Below are 14927 nucleotides of genomic sequence, written 5' to 3'. Positions count from 1 at the left end.
ACACCGCAGCCAGCGATTGCTGGCTGCGGTGTTCCTGTCTTACTGCCCGGTCAGCTGGTGGTACTTGTCCATCAGCTCGTCCTTGCTCTCAACCCGCTCTGGATCTACCGGAATGCAGTCCACCGGACAAACCGCTTGGCATTGGGGTTCGTCGTAGTGGCCAACACACTCGGTGCACTTGTTCGGGTCAATTACGTAGATCTCGTCCCCCGGCGAAATGGCTTCGTTGGGACATTCCGGTTCACAGACGTCGCAATTGATGCACTCGTCGGTAATCATCAAGGCCATCGGGCATACCTCGGAAAAAACTTCAGAAAACTCGGCGGTATTCTACCGGAATTTGCGGAAAAAAGGGCGTTTCCGCCCTCCCGCTCGTGGGGCTCAGGGCTGGCCAAACTTCTGCTTAAGTGCGGCAGCAACAGGTTCGGAGACAAATTCCGATATATCGCCACCCAGCGAGGCAATTTCACGGATCAGCGTCGATGAAATGTACGACAGGTGGTTGGCCGGTGTCAGGAACACGCTTTCTACCTCTGGGGCCAGACGGCGATTCATGTCGGCGAGCTGGAACTCGTATTCGAAATCGGAAACCGCTCGCAGTCCACGCAGGATGACCGTCGCCCCCTGATCCCGAACAAACTCTGCCAACAGGTTGCTGAACCCGGTCACCCGGACATTGTCGAGATGGCTGGTGGAGGCCTCAACCAGCGCGACCCGCTCCTCCAGTGACAGCAACGGCTGTTTCTTGGGGCTGTAGGCAACCGCGACGACTACCTGGTCAAACATTTTTCCGGCCCGCTCTATCAGGTCGGTGTGTCCATTGGTGATAGGGTCAAAGGTTCCGGGGTAGATCACGGTGGGCATGCTAAGGCTCCTTCTCGTCAACGAGCCCGTAGAATAACAGCATATGAGGCGGGAGTGACCAGAGATGCAGGATTTCGCCAGCATGGCGGCGAAATCCTGTAGCGGAGTGGTCAGGCGGTCAGGCGCGACGCCAGCTGCGTGCTGTTGCGTGCTGACAGGGTGTACACCGACATCTGAGGATTGGCACCGATGCTGGTGGGGAAAATGGAGGCATCGTGAACGCTGAGGTTGCTCACCTGGTGATGTTGGCCAAGGCCATTGACCACCGAGTTTCTGGGGTTTGCCCCCATACCGCAGCCGCCCATCTGGTGCGCGGTAAACAGCCGGGCACGGTGCAGTTCCATCGGAATGGCCTTGATGGCCGCCTCGGCTTCTGACCAGTTGCGATACCAGCTGGAGTCCATGTGCACCAATCGTACCTGCTTGGCGCCAGCGGCGAACTGGGCCTCTGCCATGCGCAGGTAGGCCTGCCGCAACCCCTGCCACAGGTAGTCGGTAACCGGGTAGTCCAGTACCGGGCTGCCATCATCCCTTAGACTGACAACGCCGCCGGGGCTGTCAGCGTGAAAACCGTCGCGAATCAGGGCCAGCATGGACTGTAGCCAGGGCAGTTTGCCCAAATTCTCGTTCATGATGTCACCATGGCCGGGCAAAATACCGCTGGCCATGGAGGGGTGTAGCGGCGGAACTTCGAGCTTGAACCCGGCAGGCCCATCGACGCCCTGGCTGAAATTGAATTCGTCGGAATAGATTGACTGCGGCGCGCCGTGAAACGGGTCGACCCGCTCTGGCATTTCCGCCACCGTGGCGTTAACTGGGTGCAGGAACGTACGCTTGCCGACCCGCTGGTAGGGGTCAGGAATGTCCGAGCGCAGCAGCAGGGCCGGAGAGCCCAGCGCGCTGGCTGCCACAACAAAGTGGCGGGCGCGGATCTGAACCTTGTGAGCGCTGGGCGTCACGCTATCGGCCTGCAGTGGTGTGGCTTCCAGGTGGCTGATGCGGTCCTGTGTCATCACCAGGCGATCGGCACGAAGGCCGTAGATCAGTTCAGCCTTGTGATCCAGGGCTCCGGGGACGGTGGTGGTCAGCGCGCCCTGCTTAGCGTTGGTGGGGCAGCCCATGCCACAGTAGCCCAGGTTCCAGCAGCCTTTGACGTTGCGGGGAATGACGTGCCAGGACCAGCCCAGCTGCTCGCAGCCGCGGCGGAGGGTGTCGTTGTTGGCGTTGGGCGGTACTTCCCAGGGCGCGATGTTATGACGCTGTTTGCGGTCATCGAACCAGGGCTGCAGGCTGGCTGGGCGTAACTCGTCCAGTCCAAACCGGTCGGCCCAGAAATTGAGGGTCGCGTCAGGGGTGTTGAAACTGGACGTCCAGTTCACGGTAGTGGACCCGCCGACGCAACGTCCCTGCAGTATGGCGATGGCGCCGTCCCGGGTGACCCGGCTGAGTCCTTCCTGGTACAGGGACGCATAGGACGTCAGTTCGTCCATCTTGAAGTCTTTCTGGTGATACAGACGGCCTTCTTCAATCATGATGACGGACAGGCCGGTACGGGCCAGGATCTCTGCGGTTGTGCCGCCGCCGGCACCGGTGCCGATCACCACCACATCCGCTTCCAGGGTCTGGTTTTCAGTCAGGGTGGCGGCATCGGTTACGTTCCAGCCGCCCGCAAGGCCCTGGGCAATTAAATCGGTCATAGCCATGAGGTTACTCCTGGTACGGATCAGCTGTGGGTCTGGAACTGGGGCAATGCGCTGACGGCCCATTCCGGGGGGCCGGGGTAACCGGTTTGTGACCAGTGCTCCGGTTGTCCGTAATAAGAGGCATTGGTGATCTTGGTGAGGGCAATGTAGCCGTTGTTGAACAGGCCGATGCTGCTGGTTTCCCAGCGCTCCAGGAAAGACCGGGCATCGTCGGTGCTGGCATTTTCCCAGCTGGACCAGACGCCGGCCAGGGTGGCGCGAGTAAGGCCGAAGTTCAACAGGTCGAAGAGTTTGCGAAGCTCCTGCTGGTTGGCATTGCCGAACTGCACGATGCCGGCATCAATCGTCTCGATGGTCGTGCGGACCTGACGTCGGCGCAGGTCAGGCTGTTCGGTGAGTGCTGCTCCCAGAATGGCGGGGATCAACGCTTCGAACAGGACAATGTCGTCGGAGCTCAGAAAGCGGAATTCATAGCCGCTGGTCGGGCTGGCGGGGCCTTCGGACTGGAGACCTGCGGGCGCTGAGGCACACCCGCTCAGCCCTGCGGTCATGCTGACGCCGCCGAGGAACAGGGCGCCACCAAGGCCGGTTTTAAGAAAACTGCGGCGCCCGTAATCGGGCGCCTTGTCTGTGACTGCTGTGGGAGTTGGCATGTCTGGAACTCGTTATTATGTTATTGGGCCAGGGGTGCCGGACTAGCGGATGAACAGGCGATAAACCAGTTTGTGAATCGCGGTGCCATGGGGGGCGTAGACCGCCTTGCCACTGTTGAAACGCTGTTTGGCGAAAATGGAACGGTGATGGCTGAAGGTCAGGAAGCCTTCTTTGCCGTGGTAATGTCCCATGCCGGAATCACCGACACCGCCAAAGGGCAGGTCATCCTGAGCAACGTGCATGAGCGCGTCGTTGATGCACATGCCGCCAGAGTGGGTCTGCTCGATCACCTTTTTCTGCAGCCCCTTGTCGTAACCGAAATAGTACAGGGCCAATGGGCGCGGGCGTTCATTGATGTAATGGATGGCTTCGTCCAGTGAGTCATAGGTCAGCACCGGCAGGATCGGACCGAAGATTTCGTCCTGCATCAGCTTCATTTCCGGCGTGGTGTCGAGCACCAGTGTTACCGGCAGCTTGCGGGTGCCATCGCTGAGATTCTCGCCCGCCGGGTTGATTTCGATCAGCCGGGCGCCTTTTTCACGGGCGTCGTCCAGGTAACCCTGCAGGCGCTGATACTGGCGCTCGTTGATGATGGCGGTGTAGTCGTCGTTATCGCGGATGGTTGGGTACATCGTTGACAGCTGGCTGCGGAATTCATCCACAAAACTTTGCAGGCGGTCCGCCGGGCACAGCACGTAATCCGGGGCCACACAGGTCTGGCCTACGTTGAAGGCCTTGCCGAAGGCGAGCCGCTGGGCGGCGTCTGCCATCGGAACGTCCGAGGAGATAATGGCCGGTGACTTTCCGCCCAGCTCCAGGGTGACCGGAGTCAGGTTCTCGGAGGCCGCTTTCATCACCAGTCGTCCGACGGAGGTGGAGCCGGTAAACAGCAGGTGGTCAAACGGCCGGTTGGTAAAGTTGGCAGCGACATCCGCTTCGCCGAGAACGACCGAAACCAGGTCTTCGGGGAAGGTGTCTGCCATCAGCTCGCGGAACAGGGCCGAGGTGTGAGGGGTAAACTCGGACATCTTGATCATGGCCCGGTTGCCAGCAGCCAGTGCGGCGACCAGCGGACCCACCGCCAGGAACAGCGGGTAATTCCAGGGCACGATAATGCCGACCACGCCCTTGGGCTGGTAGTGCACCTGGTTGCTGGCCGGCTGGAACAAGACCGACACATGGCGGTTGGACGGTTTCATCCAGCCGGCGAGGTGTTTTGTGACGTAGTTGATGCCCTGTACGGAGGGCATGATTTCGGCAATCAGGGTTTCATCCCTGGAGCGGCAGCTGAAGTCCTGGTAAATCGCATCCAGCAGACGGTCCTGGTTTACCAGTAGCGTGCGTTTGAGGCGCTTGAGGTTTTCCAGGCGCTCGGTCAGTGAGGGCATGGGGTTCTTGCGAAAAGCAGTGCGTTGGGCGGTGAAGATCTGACCAATGCGTTGAATGTGCTTTTTGCTTTCGGTCAACTCGATGACAGTTGAAGCCATGGTTTCCTCCTTCCACTCTTGTTGGATGACGGTTCTCGGTGGTCAGGGTGCGGGACCATCCGGTCTTGGTGCCGGTTAAAGAATTATTGGCTGTATGGTTGTTTGTGATTAGAGTATATACTCTAGGTTTGAGTTAACAACAAAAAATTAGGAAGCGATATAGTCAGTCGGCCTATGAAGACAAGAGACAAGATCATTCTCGCCAGCCTGGAACTGTTCAACGAGCGGGGTGAGCGCAATGTCACCACCAACCACATTGCGGCACACCTGGCGATTTCACCCGGAAACCTCTACTACCACTTCCGTAACAAGTCGGACATCATTTACGAGATCTTTCTGGAATACGAAAAGCTGGTGAACTATTACCTGCAGATTCCGGATGATCGGCCGCTGACCCTCGAAGACATGATGTTCTATCTGGAGTCGGTCTTTGACGGCCTTTGGAGCTACCGGTTCTTTCATCGTGACCTGGAGTTTCTGCTCGACAGCGATGAGCGTCTCAGGGAGGACTACCGCAAGTTCACCAGCCGTTGCCTGGATGCCATCGGGCAGATTTTTAACGGTCTTGCCGACGGTGGGGTGATTGAAGCCCAGCCGCCTGAACTGCGTTCCGCAATGTCATTGAACGTCTGGCTGGTGGTGACCAACTGGATGGCGTTCCTGAAAACGGCGCACGGCAGTGACCTGTCTGACCAGCCTTCTATTCACAAGCTAAAGCAGGGGATTTACCAGGTCCTGACGCTCGAGCTTCCCTACCTGATGCCGGAGTATCGAGAGACGGTGTTGGCGCTACGGGATAAATACCGGCCGGAATTGCCGGAGACCAGGAGCAGTCGTTTGTTGACGAGCGAATAAAAATTGTTGAACTTTTGATCAGTTCGAGTGTCTTTTAAAATGACGCAATTGGATTCGGACATCCGGGGCGTCTCCCTGAGTGAGTTCTCAGGTTTTAGCACGTCGCAAACCCTGACGTATTGCCGGCTCCTTCCAATGGTGAGCCGGCTTTTTTGTGCCTCGGTTATTCTTCGCTGTCGTCGAGGGGGGCTTCCAGCCAGTTGGTCAGGATGCCCCGGACTTCGTCCAGGCCCTGTTTTGCGGTGGCCGAAAACATCACGAGATTCTGGACACAGCTGTAAGGCTTCAGTTTGCGGGCGATGGTCAGCATGGTGGTCTTGGCCTGGCCAAACTTCAGCTTGTCCGCCTTGGTTGCCAGGATCGTCAGCGGAAGCTGATTGTGTTCGCACCAATCCACCATCATCTGGTCAAAGTCGGTCAGCGGGTGGCGGATATCTATGACCAGAACCAGTCCTCTCAGGCACTGGCGCTCATTCAGATAATGGCCCAGGTGCTGCTGCCAGTCGTCCTTCATGTCCCTTGAAACCTTGGCGTAGCCATAACCTGGTAAATCAACCAGGCGGCAGTTCTCCCGGTTCAGGGAAAAAAAGTTGATCAGTCGCGTGCGGCCGGGGGTTTTACTGGTCCGGGCCAATTTTCCGTTGTTGGTAATACAGTTGATGGCGCTGGACTTTCCGGCATTGGAGCGGCCGGCAAACGCGACCTCTGCGCCAAAGTCGGCGGGGCATTCGTCCAGGCGGGAAGCGCTGATCAGAAAACGGGCGCTGTTGAAAGAAACCGGTTTGGGGAGCAGTTCATCCGTCACGGATTTAGATTTTCCTATTGGATTTCAGTTATCAGGGATTAATGTATAATGCTACACCAATTTTAGGCGCAGCGCTGAGCGTTGCGCCCATGGAAGCGGTTGGTCGGTCCTGTTATTTGCGGGCGCAGCCTTTCCTGTCCCGGTTGGAGGCTGTTCCTGGCCATTGCCTGCCGGCTGCATAAAAAGATTCTTCTATTAAAGATGAGAGAAGCGGAGCGAGCATGAAAAAACTGATCGCGGGAGTTGTTCTCGGCGTAGGTCTTACAGCAGTGGCCCATGCAGCAGGTAACCCTGCCGCTGGTGAACAGAATGCAGCCGTTTGTGCGGGCTGTCATGGCCAAGGCGGCGGCCAGCCGGTGATGTCAACATATCCCAAGTTGGCTGGGCTGGGTGAAGCATACATTTACCGTCAGCTGAGCGACATCAAGAGCGGTGCGCGCACCGTGCCCGAAATGACCGGCCTGTTGAATAACCTGTCTGACCAGGATTTGCAGGATCTGGCTGCGTATTTTGACCAGAACCCGGCATCGGTGAACCAGGCGGATCCTGAGCTGGTTGATCGTGGTGCTGCCATCTATCGCGGTGGCAACATGGCCTCTGGTGTACCGGCTTGTAGCGGTTGTCACAGCCCGAACGGTATCGGTAACGAGCCTGCCGGCTACCCCCGTCTGAGCGGCCAGAACGCGGATTACATTGCCAAGCAGCTCAAGGCATTCCGCGATGGCAGCCGTTCGGCGACCGCCAATGCGCAGATCATGGCTGACGTAGCCGCTCGCCTGACCGACGATGAAATCGCGGCGGTGGCAAACTACGTGTCCGGTCTGCACTAAGCGACGGATAGATCCAAAAAAAACCCGCTTCGGCGGGTTTTTTTGTGGGTTACCGGTGTGTAATCTGGCGGCAGTGGAAGTCCTGACAGTTGCTGGGTCATAATCCTGACGACTGGAATTTATTGAGTCATGGTGGTTTTTCAAAGGCGCCATGGTGTGATGTATTCGAAACGACCGGAGAATTGTTATGACCAAACTGCTCAAGGCAGCGGTGTGTCTCATGTTGGTGGCTTCCTTTTCTGTCCAGGCGGAAACTGCTTGGGTGGAGGGGCGTCACTACGAGCGTCTGGAAAATCCCATCCGTACCGCTAACGCCGATACCGTCGAGGTGACGGAGGTGTTCTGGTATGGCTGCCCGCACTGCTATACCCTCAAGCCGCTGGTGGAAGCCTGGGAAACCGAGTTGCCGGAAGGTGTCAGCTTTACTATGTTGCCGGCAGCCCTGGGGCGAACCTGGGAGGTCCATGCACGTACCTTCTATGCCCTGCAGGCTTTGGGTCAGCTGAACCAGACCACGAACGATGCGCTGTTTGATGCCATCGCTGGAGAGCATCGACCGCTGAACGCGCCTGAGCAGATTGCGGCGTTCCTGGCGGACTATGGTGTTGATTCTGAGGAGTTCCTCAAGGCGTATGGCAGCTTTGGGGTGAATGCCCAGTTCCAGCAGGCGCAATCCAAGGTGCGTGGTGCCCGCATTACCGGTGTGCCGGCCATGCTGGTCAATGGTAAGTTCAAAGTCAGTGCAAGCACCGCCGGCGGTCATGAGGCTATGCTTGAAGTGGTGGACTATTTGATTGAGCAGGAGCGAGCCGGACGCTGAGGCTCGGCAGTCCGGATGGGTGAGGGGTCTGATCAGGCGCCTCGCTTCAAGAGGAGCGGGAAATGTATAAACGGATCCGCAAGCAACTGAACGAAGCCCAGGGTGCCGAGGCGGCCCCTCGTGGTCGCTGCTCGGGTGCGGATCACGTCCCGGATTTTGAGCCTCATCGCCATATCCGTCTGCTGACCTTCAACATCCAGGTCGGCATCAATACCTCATCCTATCGTCACTACGTTACTCGGAGCTGGCAGCACCTGTTGCCTCACCGTCGTCGGATCGAGAACCTGGATCGTATTGCTGCGCTGTTGCGCAGTTACGACGTGGTGGCGCTACAGGAGTGCGATGGGGGCAGCCTGCGGAGTGCCTACATCAATCAGGTGCAATACCTGGCGGAAGCCTCCAGCATTCCCTACTGGTATCAGCAGCTCAACCGCAACCTTGGCCCCTTGGCTCAACACAGTAATGGTTTGCTGAGCCGGTTTCGGCCGCTGGATGTGACCGAGCATCGTTTGCCTGGGCTGCTCCCCGGTCGCGGCGCCATTATTGCCCGTTATGGCAGTGAGGAAGACCCGCTGGTCCTGGTTATGATGCACCTGTCCCTGAGCCGTTCTGGCCAGCAGAGGCAGTTGGGGTATATTCGTGAGCTGATTGCGGATTACCGCCATGTGGTGCTGATGGGGGACATGAACAACCATGCCGAAGAGTTGTTGGGTAAGACCCCGCTGAAAGAAACGGACCTGATTCCGTTGCCCTCAACTGCCCACAGTTTTCCCAGTTGGCGCCCTGAACGAGCGTTGGATCATATCCTGGTCAGTCCCAGTCTGGAGATTCGGCGTGCGGAGGTGGTTAGCTATCCGTTGTCGGATCACCTGCCCATTGCGATGGATATCGCATTGCCGAAAGGGTATGTGGCTGCGTATTGAGTGATGGCGTGACAGTGGATACAAAAAAGCCCGGCAATTTGCCGGGCTTTTTTGTCAGCTAGATCGGAATTACTTGATCTTGGCTTCTTTGTAAGCAACGTGCTTGCGAACAACCGGGTCGTACTTCTTGAGTTCGACTTTTTCCGGGGTGTTACGCTTGTTCTTGATGGTCGTGTAGAAGTGACCAGTGCCTGCTGAAGATACCAGCTTGATCTTTTCGCGCATGATACGGCTCCTTAAACTTTCTCGCCGCGGGCACGAAGATCGGCCAGCACAGCGTCAATGCCTTTTTTGTCGATAATGCGCATGCCTTTGGTAGATACACGCAGTTTTACGAAGCGCTTCTCAGACTCGACCCAGAAGCGATGGTTCTGCAGGTTCGGCAGAAAACGACGCTTGGTGTGGTTCATAGCGTGAGAAACATTGTTACCGGTTACCGGTCGCTTACCGGTGACCTGACAAACTCTGGACATACTTGCCTCCGACCTGAGCGTTGGTCTTAAAAACGAATTCGTTATATCGGGTCTCTGGTTGCTGCGTGGGTCGATGCGTGGGTCATGAGTACCACTTGCGCCCAAAAATGCACGCTGCCCGCCAGACGCCGCCAGAAATAGGGACGCTTTTATACCAGAAGCGCCCCAGCAAAGCAAAAAATTGTTGGGAATTTGGCCAGCTTTCTACATAAGTCCCCGTTCTGCAAGGGACACCACTTCTCCGTGCCCGACCACCATGTGATCGAGTACGCGAATATCGACCAACGCCAGTGCATCTTTCAGCCTGCGGGTGAGGGTGATGTCAGCCTGGCTGGGCTCGGCAACGCCGGAGGGGTGGTTGTGGGCGAAAATCACCGCGGCGGCATTATCTTCTAATGCCTGGCGCACAACTTCCCGTGGGTAGACCGCAGCGCCGTCAATGGTACCACGAAACAGCTCACGGTAATGAATCACCCGGTGGCGATTATCCAGGAACAGGCCGGCAAACACCTCATGCCGGTAGGTGCCAAGGCGGCTGCGCAGGTAGCTGCGGGTGTCTTCGGGAGAGCGCAGGGGGTCGCCCTGGCGGATGGGTTCGTCCATCACCCGGCGGGCCATCTCCATGGCCGCCTGGACTTGGGCGTACTTGGCCGGACCAAGACCGTTGATGGCACAGAATTGGCGCTGTGAAGCCGTCATCAGGCCGCGCAGTCCGGAAAAGCTGTCAATCAGGTGGCGGGCCAGGGTCATCACGGGCATGCCGGCGGTGCCGGTACGGAGAAAAATGGCCAGCAGTTCGGCATCCGACAGGCTGGCGGCGCCATGGGTCAGAAGCCGTTCTCTGGGCCGTTCGTCAGTGGGCCAGGAGTGGGAGTTCATAGTGAATCCTTTCAGGGGAGCTGGGTTAGGGCGCGTCCTGCGCCGGGTTGGAAGTGTATCACCAGTGTGGGCTGTTGGCGGAGCTTGAGCGATGCTATCTTATAAGCCTTTCATTTTCCGGGGCTGACGTATGGAGAGCCGATGGCGAAGAAACGTATCCTGCTGGGCGTGACAGGCGGAATTGCCGCTTACAAGAGCGCGGAACTGGTCAGGTTGTTGAAGAAAAGCGGTCATCAGGTGCGCGTGGTAATGACCGACGGCGCCCAGGCTTTTGTCACGCCGCTGACCTTTCAGGCGCTGAGTGGTGAAGCGGTCAGAACCTCGCTGCTGGATCCGGAAGCTGAACTCGGCATGGGGCATATCGAGCTCGCCAAATGGGCTGAGCTGGTTCTGGTTGCCCCGGCGACGGCGGATTTTATGGCACGCCTGGCCCAAGGCATGGCTGACGACCTGCTGACCACAGTGTGCAGTGCGACGGAGGCACCCATTGTGCTGGCTCCGGCCATGAACCAGGCCATGTGGCGCAATGCTCGTACTCAGCGCAACGCCGCCCTGCTGGCGGCGGACCCGCAAATAGAGCTGTGGGGACCTGATCAGGGTGATCAGGCGTGCGGGGATGTTGGTCCTGGGCGGATGCTGGAGCCCCAGACTCTGGCTGACCGGATAAATACGGAGAACACCGCGCTTGCCGGGGTTCGTGTCGTGATCACGGCAGGCCCCACGCGGGAGCCCATTGATCCGGTACGCTATATCAGCAACCACAGTTCCGGGAAGATGGGCTACGCCCTGGCGATGGCTGCCCGGCAGGCTGGTGCTGAGGTTACCCTGGTCAGCGGGCCGGTCAATCTGACCGCGCCGGCCGGGGTTCGGGTTCATACGGTGGTGACGGCCGCGGATATGCTGGCGCAGGCGTCGGCGGCAGTGGATGATGGCTGTGACATTTTTATTGCCACCGCTGCGGTGGCGGATTATCGCCCTGCTACCTGTGCTGACCAGAAGATCAAGAAGTCTGCCGAAGACATGGCGTTGGCGCTGGTCCGTAACCCGGACACCCTGGCCACCATCGCGGCACGTCCAGACGCCCCATTTACCGTTGGATTTGCGGCAGAAACCACAGACGTGGCCCACTATGCCAACGATAAAATGCAGCGAAAGAAACTGAACATGATTGTCGCCAATGATGTGTCCTGCCCTGGTGTGGGTTTCAATAGCGATGATAATGCGGTCACTGTGTTCTGGCCCGGCGGCCAGCAGGCGTTTGCCACTGAGAGCAAGGCGGGCCTGGCTGTGCGCTTGGTTGAACTGATTTCAGAGCGTTTCCGGGGCTCCTGATTGCCCGGAAGCGAAGCCGTAACTGTAAGGATTACCCATGACCAGACAAACTTTTCAGGTGCGGGTTCTTGACCCGCGAATTGGCGATACCATCCCGTTTCCCGAGTATGCGACGGAAGGTTCAGCGGGACTTGATCTCCGGGCCTGCCTCGACCAGCCGCTGACCCTGGAACCGGGGCAGACTGAACTGCTCAAGACCGGACTTTCCATTCATATTGCCGATCCGGGGCTGGCGGCCATGATCCTGCCGCGCAGCGGTCTCGGCCACAAGCACGGAATCGTCCTGGGTAACCTGGTGGGTCTGATTGATTCAGACTATCAGGGCGAACTGATGGTGTCGTGCTGGAACCGGGGCCATACCACCTTCACCATTGATGTGGGTGAACGGATTGCTCAGTTGGTGCTGGTTCCAGTGGTGCAGGCGGACTTTGAGCTGGTTGAATCCTTTGAGGCCAGTGATCGCGGCGCCGGCGGTTTCGGGTCGACCGGTACCCGGTGATCAGATGGGGCACGCGCACGGATTGCGTTCGCGTCTATACTTTTTCAACAAGATTCAGTGCCTTAAATGGTAAACCACATTTGACGCAGGGCTGGCTATGAAATTGGGGAAGAAAAAGGCATCCGAGGAAAGCGTGGCGGTCCAGCCGGAGGCCGCGCAGGTAAAACCGGGGAAGCCTGGCAGCAAATCAAAGGCGACGGGCAGTAAACGCTTCACCAGCATTGCGACTCAGCAGGCACTGGTGGTGCTGATTGCGGCCATTGTGGCGGTTGTGGCGATGCAGTTTCTGGTGTTGCAGCCAGCGCAGAACGAACGCCAGCAGGAATTCTCGGCTCTGGCGTTGGAGCACGCCCGCGCACGCCTGGAACAACAAGTCGAGACGCTGCAGCAGTTTACCAACGGCCTGGCGTCCCAGGCCCGAGTGTTGGATGCTGTGGGGGAGCCTGGCGAGGTGGCGGCACTGACCGAAGACCTCAAGCAGTTGTTACCGGGTATTCAGGATGTGTACCTGTTTGCCTACGGTGATATTCCCCGGTCTACGATGAACGGTGGCCTCGGCTTTGCCAGCCTGGACCTGGCCCGGCGCACGGAAACTGGCCGGCCGGCACATCCGGACGCGTTTCCTCGTGACGGTCAGTGGTACATCGAGTTTGCAGCTCCGGTGAAAAACCCCAATACCGGTGCGGTCAGGGGTACGTTGCTGGTGCTGATGAAGGCGTCGGTGCTGGAGCCCGCGCTTGCGGCGCTTGACCCTGCCCAGGGGGGGCAGGTTGCCTTGGTACAGACAGTTGCCGGCAAGGCGACCCGGGTTCTGGAAAATGGTAGTGGTGGCGGTGAGCGTATCGAAGTGATGCTGGCGACGCCGACCTGGAGCCTGCAGTACATGCCGCAGGCTGGTGCCGGCGAAACAGCGGCGGTGATCATGGTGGCGCTTGTTATCCTGGTGCCCTTGGCCGTTGCTGCGCTGGTGGTCTGGTTGCTGCTGGGCGCGGCCCGAAAATCGCTGCGACAGGAGGTGGCGGTATTGATCCAGTGGAGCCAGAAAGCGTTTGGCGGTGAACGTCAGAAACAGCCTGCGCTGCAGTGGGACCTCCTGGTGCCGTTGTCAGAAACCCTGCAACGTTCGTCCCAGTCGCTTGAAAAGCGCCTGCAGAAAGTGGTTGAGAGCGGTGCCGCCAAAGCTGCAGCATCGCCAAAGACGCAGCCGAACGCTCCGTCCAGCGCCAAGGCGGGGGCCGATGAACCGTTGTTCCAGGATAACGATGCGCTGGACATCGATATGCTTGAAGGTGACGACGATATTCTTGGCCTGGGCTCCATGCCCGACGACCCCGGTGGGGTTGCCCTGGAAGAGGTGGCCTTGCCGGAAGTACACGTCGCACCGGAGATATTCCGTGCCTATGACATCCGCGGTGTTGTTGGCGAGACGCTGACCCCGGATATTGTGGAGCTGATTGGTCGTGCTATCGGCAGCGAAGCTGTCAGTCGTGCCCTGGATACCCTGTGTATCGGTTACGATGGTCGCCACTCCAGCCCGGAACTGGCTTCGGCCCTTGCCCGGGGCATTCTGTCCACCGGCTGTAATGTTATTGAAGTGGGGGCGGTGCCGACACCTGTGTTGTACTTTGCCACCCATCATCTTGAGACTGGCTCCGGGGTGATGGTGACCGGCAGCCATAACCCGGCAAACTACAATGGCCTGAAAATGGTGCTGGGGGGTGAAACCCTGTCCGATGCCGCCATCCAGAAACTGTTGCGCCGTATCCAGTCCGGAGACTTTGTGGTCGGTCAGGGCGAGCGCAGCCAGGACGACGTACGCCGGGCTTATCTGGATCGAATCGTGGGTGATATCGCCGTTGCTGCCCCGCTGAAAGTGGTGCTGGATGCTGGCAACGGCATTGCCGGTGAACTCGGTCCTATCCTGGTTGAAGAGCTGGGGTGTGAAGTTATCCCCATGTATTGCGACATTGACGGCAGCTTCCCGAACCATCACCCGGACCCGGGCAAACCGTCCAACCTGGCAGACCTGATTCGCCGGGTCGAAGCGGAAGGCGCCGATATCGGTCTTGCCTTCGATGGTGACGGTGACCGGCTGGGTGTGGTCACCAACACCGGTAAGATTATCTGGCCTGACCGGCTGTTGATGCTGTTTGCCCGTGATGTCGTCTCCCGCAACCCGGGAGCGGATGTGCTTTACGACGTCAAATGCAGCCGGCGCCTGGCCAATGTGATCAATGAAGCGGGCGGGCGTCCGATCATGTGGAAGACCGGCCACTCACTGATGAAAGCCAAAATGAAGGAAACCGGTGCGCTGCTGGCGGGTGAAATGAGTGGCCACGTGTTCTTCCAGGAACGCTGGTACGGCTTTGACGATGGCCTATACTCGGCCGCCCGGTTGCTGGAAATCCTGGGTATTGAAGACCGTCAAAGCGATGAGGTCTTCGCTGACTTTCCCGAGGACGTCAGTACGCCGGAGCTGAACATCGAAGTGACCGAAAGCAGCAAGTTCGAGCTGGTGGACAAACTCAGCCGCGAAGGCGCTTTTGGTGACGGCAGCATCAGCACCATTGATGGCATCCGGGTCGACTACCCTGATGGCTGGGGGCTATGCCGAGCGTCCAATACCACGCCCATGCTGGTGTTGCGTTTCGAGGCCGAGAGCGATGAGGCCCTGGAGCGAATCAAGGCGGTTTTCCGCGAACAGTTACTGAAGGTGGCGCCGGATCTGGCGGTGGATTTCTAAGTCCGCGGCGGCGTTCAGCCTGAGGCAGTATCAACGTAAATGGCAAAAGGTTTAAGTAAG

Annotated in this window: 16 protein-coding genes; 7 read left to right on the top strand and 9 right to left on the bottom strand. The window is 58.5% G+C overall.

Going from position 1 to position 14927, the window contains the following annotated elements; translation table 11 throughout:
- Nucleotides 1-39 precede the first annotated feature (39 nt).
- From BMZ67_RS01210 to BMZ67_RS01190, 5 genes are all read right to left on the bottom strand, one after another.
- Nucleotides 40-288 carry a YfhL family 4Fe-4S dicluster ferredoxin gene (locus tag BMZ67_RS01210; protein ID WP_091811003.1) on the bottom strand — a complete coding sequence of 83 codons (249 nt, stop codon included), beginning with the start codon at nt 286-288 and terminating at the stop codon, nt 40-42.
- A gap of 93 nt (nt 289-381) precedes the next feature.
- Nucleotides 382-864: a pantetheine-phosphate adenylyltransferase gene (gene coaD, locus BMZ67_RS01205; protein ID WP_092020097.1), complete on the bottom strand. Its 483-nt coding sequence runs from the start codon at nt 862-864 to the stop codon at nt 382-384.
- A gap of 110 nt (nt 865-974) precedes the next feature.
- Nucleotides 975-2567, bottom strand: a complete 1593-nt coding sequence (locus BMZ67_RS01200; protein WP_092020096.1) for a GMC family oxidoreductase — start codon at nt 2565-2567, stop codon at nt 975-977.
- A 20-nt stretch (nt 2568-2587) separates the two neighbouring features.
- A complete protein-coding gene (locus tag BMZ67_RS01195; RefSeq protein ID WP_092020095.1) occupies nt 2588-3220 on the bottom strand; it encodes a hypothetical protein in 633 nt (210 codons plus the stop codon).
- 42 nt (nt 3221-3262) lie between these two features.
- A complete protein-coding gene (locus BMZ67_RS01190; protein WP_092020094.1) occupies nt 3263-4708 on the bottom strand; it encodes a coniferyl aldehyde dehydrogenase in 1446 nt (481 codons plus the stop codon).
- 174 nt (nt 4709-4882) lie between these two features.
- Between BMZ67_RS01190 and BMZ67_RS01185 the strand changes: the two genes are divergently transcribed.
- Nucleotides 4883-5563, top strand: a complete 681-nt coding sequence (locus BMZ67_RS01185) for a TetR/AcrR family transcriptional regulator (protein ID WP_092020093.1) — start codon at nt 4883-4885, stop codon at nt 5561-5563.
- A 163-nt stretch (nt 5564-5726) separates the two neighbouring features.
- Here BMZ67_RS01185 and yihA read toward each other — a convergent pair whose 3' ends face one another.
- Entirely contained in the window at nt 5727-6368 is a 642-nt protein-coding gene (gene yihA, locus BMZ67_RS01180; protein WP_092020092.1) for a ribosome biogenesis GTP-binding protein YihA/YsxC, read from the bottom strand.
- Between the two features lie 221 nt (nt 6369-6589).
- Here yihA and BMZ67_RS01175 point away from each other — a divergent pair, with 221 nt between their 5' ends.
- The 3 genes from BMZ67_RS01175 (at nt 6590) to BMZ67_RS01165 (ending at nt 8941) form a co-directional block, all read left to right on the top strand.
- Nucleotides 6590-7198, top strand: coding sequence for a c-type cytochrome (locus tag BMZ67_RS01175; RefSeq protein WP_092020091.1), 609 nt, complete (start codon nt 6590-6592; stop codon nt 7196-7198).
- A 187-nt stretch (nt 7199-7385) separates the two neighbouring features.
- Nucleotides 7386-8018 carry a thiol:disulfide interchange protein DsbA/DsbL gene (locus tag BMZ67_RS01170; protein ID WP_092020090.1) on the top strand — a complete coding sequence of 211 codons (633 nt, stop codon included), beginning with the start codon at nt 7386-7388 and terminating at the stop codon, nt 8016-8018.
- Nucleotides 8019-8080: 62 nt separating this feature from the next.
- Nucleotides 8081-8941 carry an endonuclease/exonuclease/phosphatase family protein gene (locus tag BMZ67_RS01165; RefSeq protein WP_092020089.1) on the top strand — a complete coding sequence of 287 codons (861 nt, stop codon included), beginning with the start codon at nt 8081-8083 and terminating at the stop codon, nt 8939-8941.
- Nucleotides 8942-9010: 69 nt separating this feature from the next.
- Here BMZ67_RS01165 and rpmG read toward each other — a convergent pair whose 3' ends face one another.
- The 3 genes from rpmG to radC all read right to left on the bottom strand — a co-directional run bounded on the left by rpmG (nt 9011) and on the right by radC (nt 10293).
- Nucleotides 9011-9166, bottom strand: a complete 156-nt coding sequence (rpmG, locus tag BMZ67_RS01160) for a 50S ribosomal protein L33 (protein WP_092020088.1) — start codon at nt 9164-9166, stop codon at nt 9011-9013.
- Nucleotides 9167-9177: 11 nt separating this feature from the next.
- A complete protein-coding gene (gene rpmB, locus BMZ67_RS01155) occupies nt 9178-9414 on the bottom strand; it encodes a 50S ribosomal protein L28 (RefSeq protein WP_092020087.1) in 237 nt (78 codons plus the stop codon).
- 204 nt (nt 9415-9618) lie between these two features.
- The gene (gene radC / locus BMZ67_RS01150; protein ID WP_092020086.1) at nt 9619-10293 is read right to left on the bottom strand and encodes a RadC family protein; all 675 of its coding nucleotides are present in this window, start codon (nt 10291-10293) and stop codon (nt 9619-9621) included.
- 141 nt (nt 10294-10434) lie between these two features.
- On the opposite strand from radC, the gene coaBC reads away from it, so the two are divergent.
- The 3 genes from coaBC (at nt 10435) to BMZ67_RS18755 (ending at nt 14867) form a co-directional block, all read left to right on the top strand.
- Nucleotides 10435-11625 carry a bifunctional phosphopantothenoylcysteine decarboxylase/phosphopantothenate--cysteine ligase CoaBC gene (gene coaBC / locus BMZ67_RS01145; protein ID WP_092020085.1) on the top strand — a complete coding sequence of 397 codons (1191 nt, stop codon included), beginning with the start codon at nt 10435-10437 and terminating at the stop codon, nt 11623-11625.
- Nucleotides 11626-11662: 37 nt separating this feature from the next.
- The gene (gene dut / locus BMZ67_RS01140; RefSeq protein ID WP_092020084.1) at nt 11663-12124 is read left to right on the top strand and encodes a dUTP diphosphatase; all 462 of its coding nucleotides are present in this window, start codon (nt 11663-11665) and stop codon (nt 12122-12124) included.
- Nucleotides 12125-12221: 97 nt separating this feature from the next.
- Complete coding sequence (locus BMZ67_RS18755) at nt 12222-14867, top strand: phosphomannomutase/phosphoglucomutase (RefSeq protein ID WP_092020083.1); 2646 nt, start codon at nt 12222-12224, stop codon at nt 14865-14867.
- Nucleotides 14868-14927: the final 60 nt, after the last annotated feature.

The sequence above is a fragment of the Marinobacter zhejiangensis genome, from assembly GCF_900114775.1.
Taxonomy (GTDB): Bacteria; Pseudomonadota; Gammaproteobacteria; order Pseudomonadales; family Oleiphilaceae; genus Marinobacter; species Marinobacter zhejiangensis.
Note: the sequence above shows the minus strand (reverse complement) of the source record. Positions and strands in the feature narration are given on the sequence as shown.

What these genes read in the sequence shown, in the direction of transcription:
- BMZ67_RS01210 (WP_091811003.1), bottom strand. Translation starts at nt 288, where the DNA reads ATGGCCTTGATGATTACCGACGAGTGCATCAATTGCGACGTCTGTGAA.
- coaD (WP_092020097.1), bottom strand. Translation starts at nt 864, where the DNA reads ATGCCCACCGTGATCTACCCCGGAACCTTTGACCCTATCACCAATGGA.
- BMZ67_RS01200 (WP_092020096.1), bottom strand. Translation starts at nt 2,567, where the DNA reads ATGGCTATGACCGATTTAATTGCCCAGGGCCTTGCGGGCGGCTGGAAC.
- BMZ67_RS01195 (WP_092020095.1), bottom strand. Translation starts at nt 3,220, where the DNA reads ATGCCAACTCCCACAGCAGTCACAGACAAGGCGCCCGATTACGGGCGC.
- BMZ67_RS01190 (WP_092020094.1), bottom strand. Translation starts at nt 4,708, where the DNA reads ATGGCTTCAACTGTCATCGAGTTGACCGAAAGCAAAAAGCACATTCAA.
- BMZ67_RS01185 (WP_092020093.1), top strand. Translation starts at nt 4,883, where the DNA reads ATGAAGACAAGAGACAAGATCATTCTCGCCAGCCTGGAACTGTTCAAC.
- BMZ67_RS01175 (WP_092020091.1), top strand. Translation starts at nt 6,590, where the DNA reads ATGAAAAAACTGATCGCGGGAGTTGTTCTCGGCGTAGGTCTTACAGCA.
- BMZ67_RS01170 (WP_092020090.1), top strand. Translation starts at nt 7,386, where the DNA reads ATGACCAAACTGCTCAAGGCAGCGGTGTGTCTCATGTTGGTGGCTTCC.
- BMZ67_RS01165 (WP_092020089.1), top strand. Translation starts at nt 8,081, where the DNA reads ATGTATAAACGGATCCGCAAGCAACTGAACGAAGCCCAGGGTGCCGAG.
- rpmG (WP_092020088.1), bottom strand. Translation starts at nt 9,166, where the DNA reads ATGCGCGAAAAGATCAAGCTGGTATCTTCAGCAGGCACTGGTCACTTC.
- rpmB (WP_092020087.1), bottom strand. Translation starts at nt 9,414, where the DNA reads ATGTCCAGAGTTTGTCAGGTCACCGGTAAGCGACCGGTAACCGGTAAC.
- radC (WP_092020086.1), bottom strand. Translation starts at nt 10,293, where the DNA reads ATGAACTCCCACTCCTGGCCCACTGACGAACGGCCCAGAGAACGGCTT.
- coaBC (WP_092020085.1), top strand. Translation starts at nt 10,435, where the DNA reads ATGGCGAAGAAACGTATCCTGCTGGGCGTGACAGGCGGAATTGCCGCT.
- dut (WP_092020084.1), top strand. Translation starts at nt 11,663, where the DNA reads ATGACCAGACAAACTTTTCAGGTGCGGGTTCTTGACCCGCGAATTGGC.
- BMZ67_RS18755 (WP_092020083.1), top strand. Translation starts at nt 12,222, where the DNA reads ATGAAATTGGGGAAGAAAAAGGCATCCGAGGAAAGCGTGGCGGTCCAG.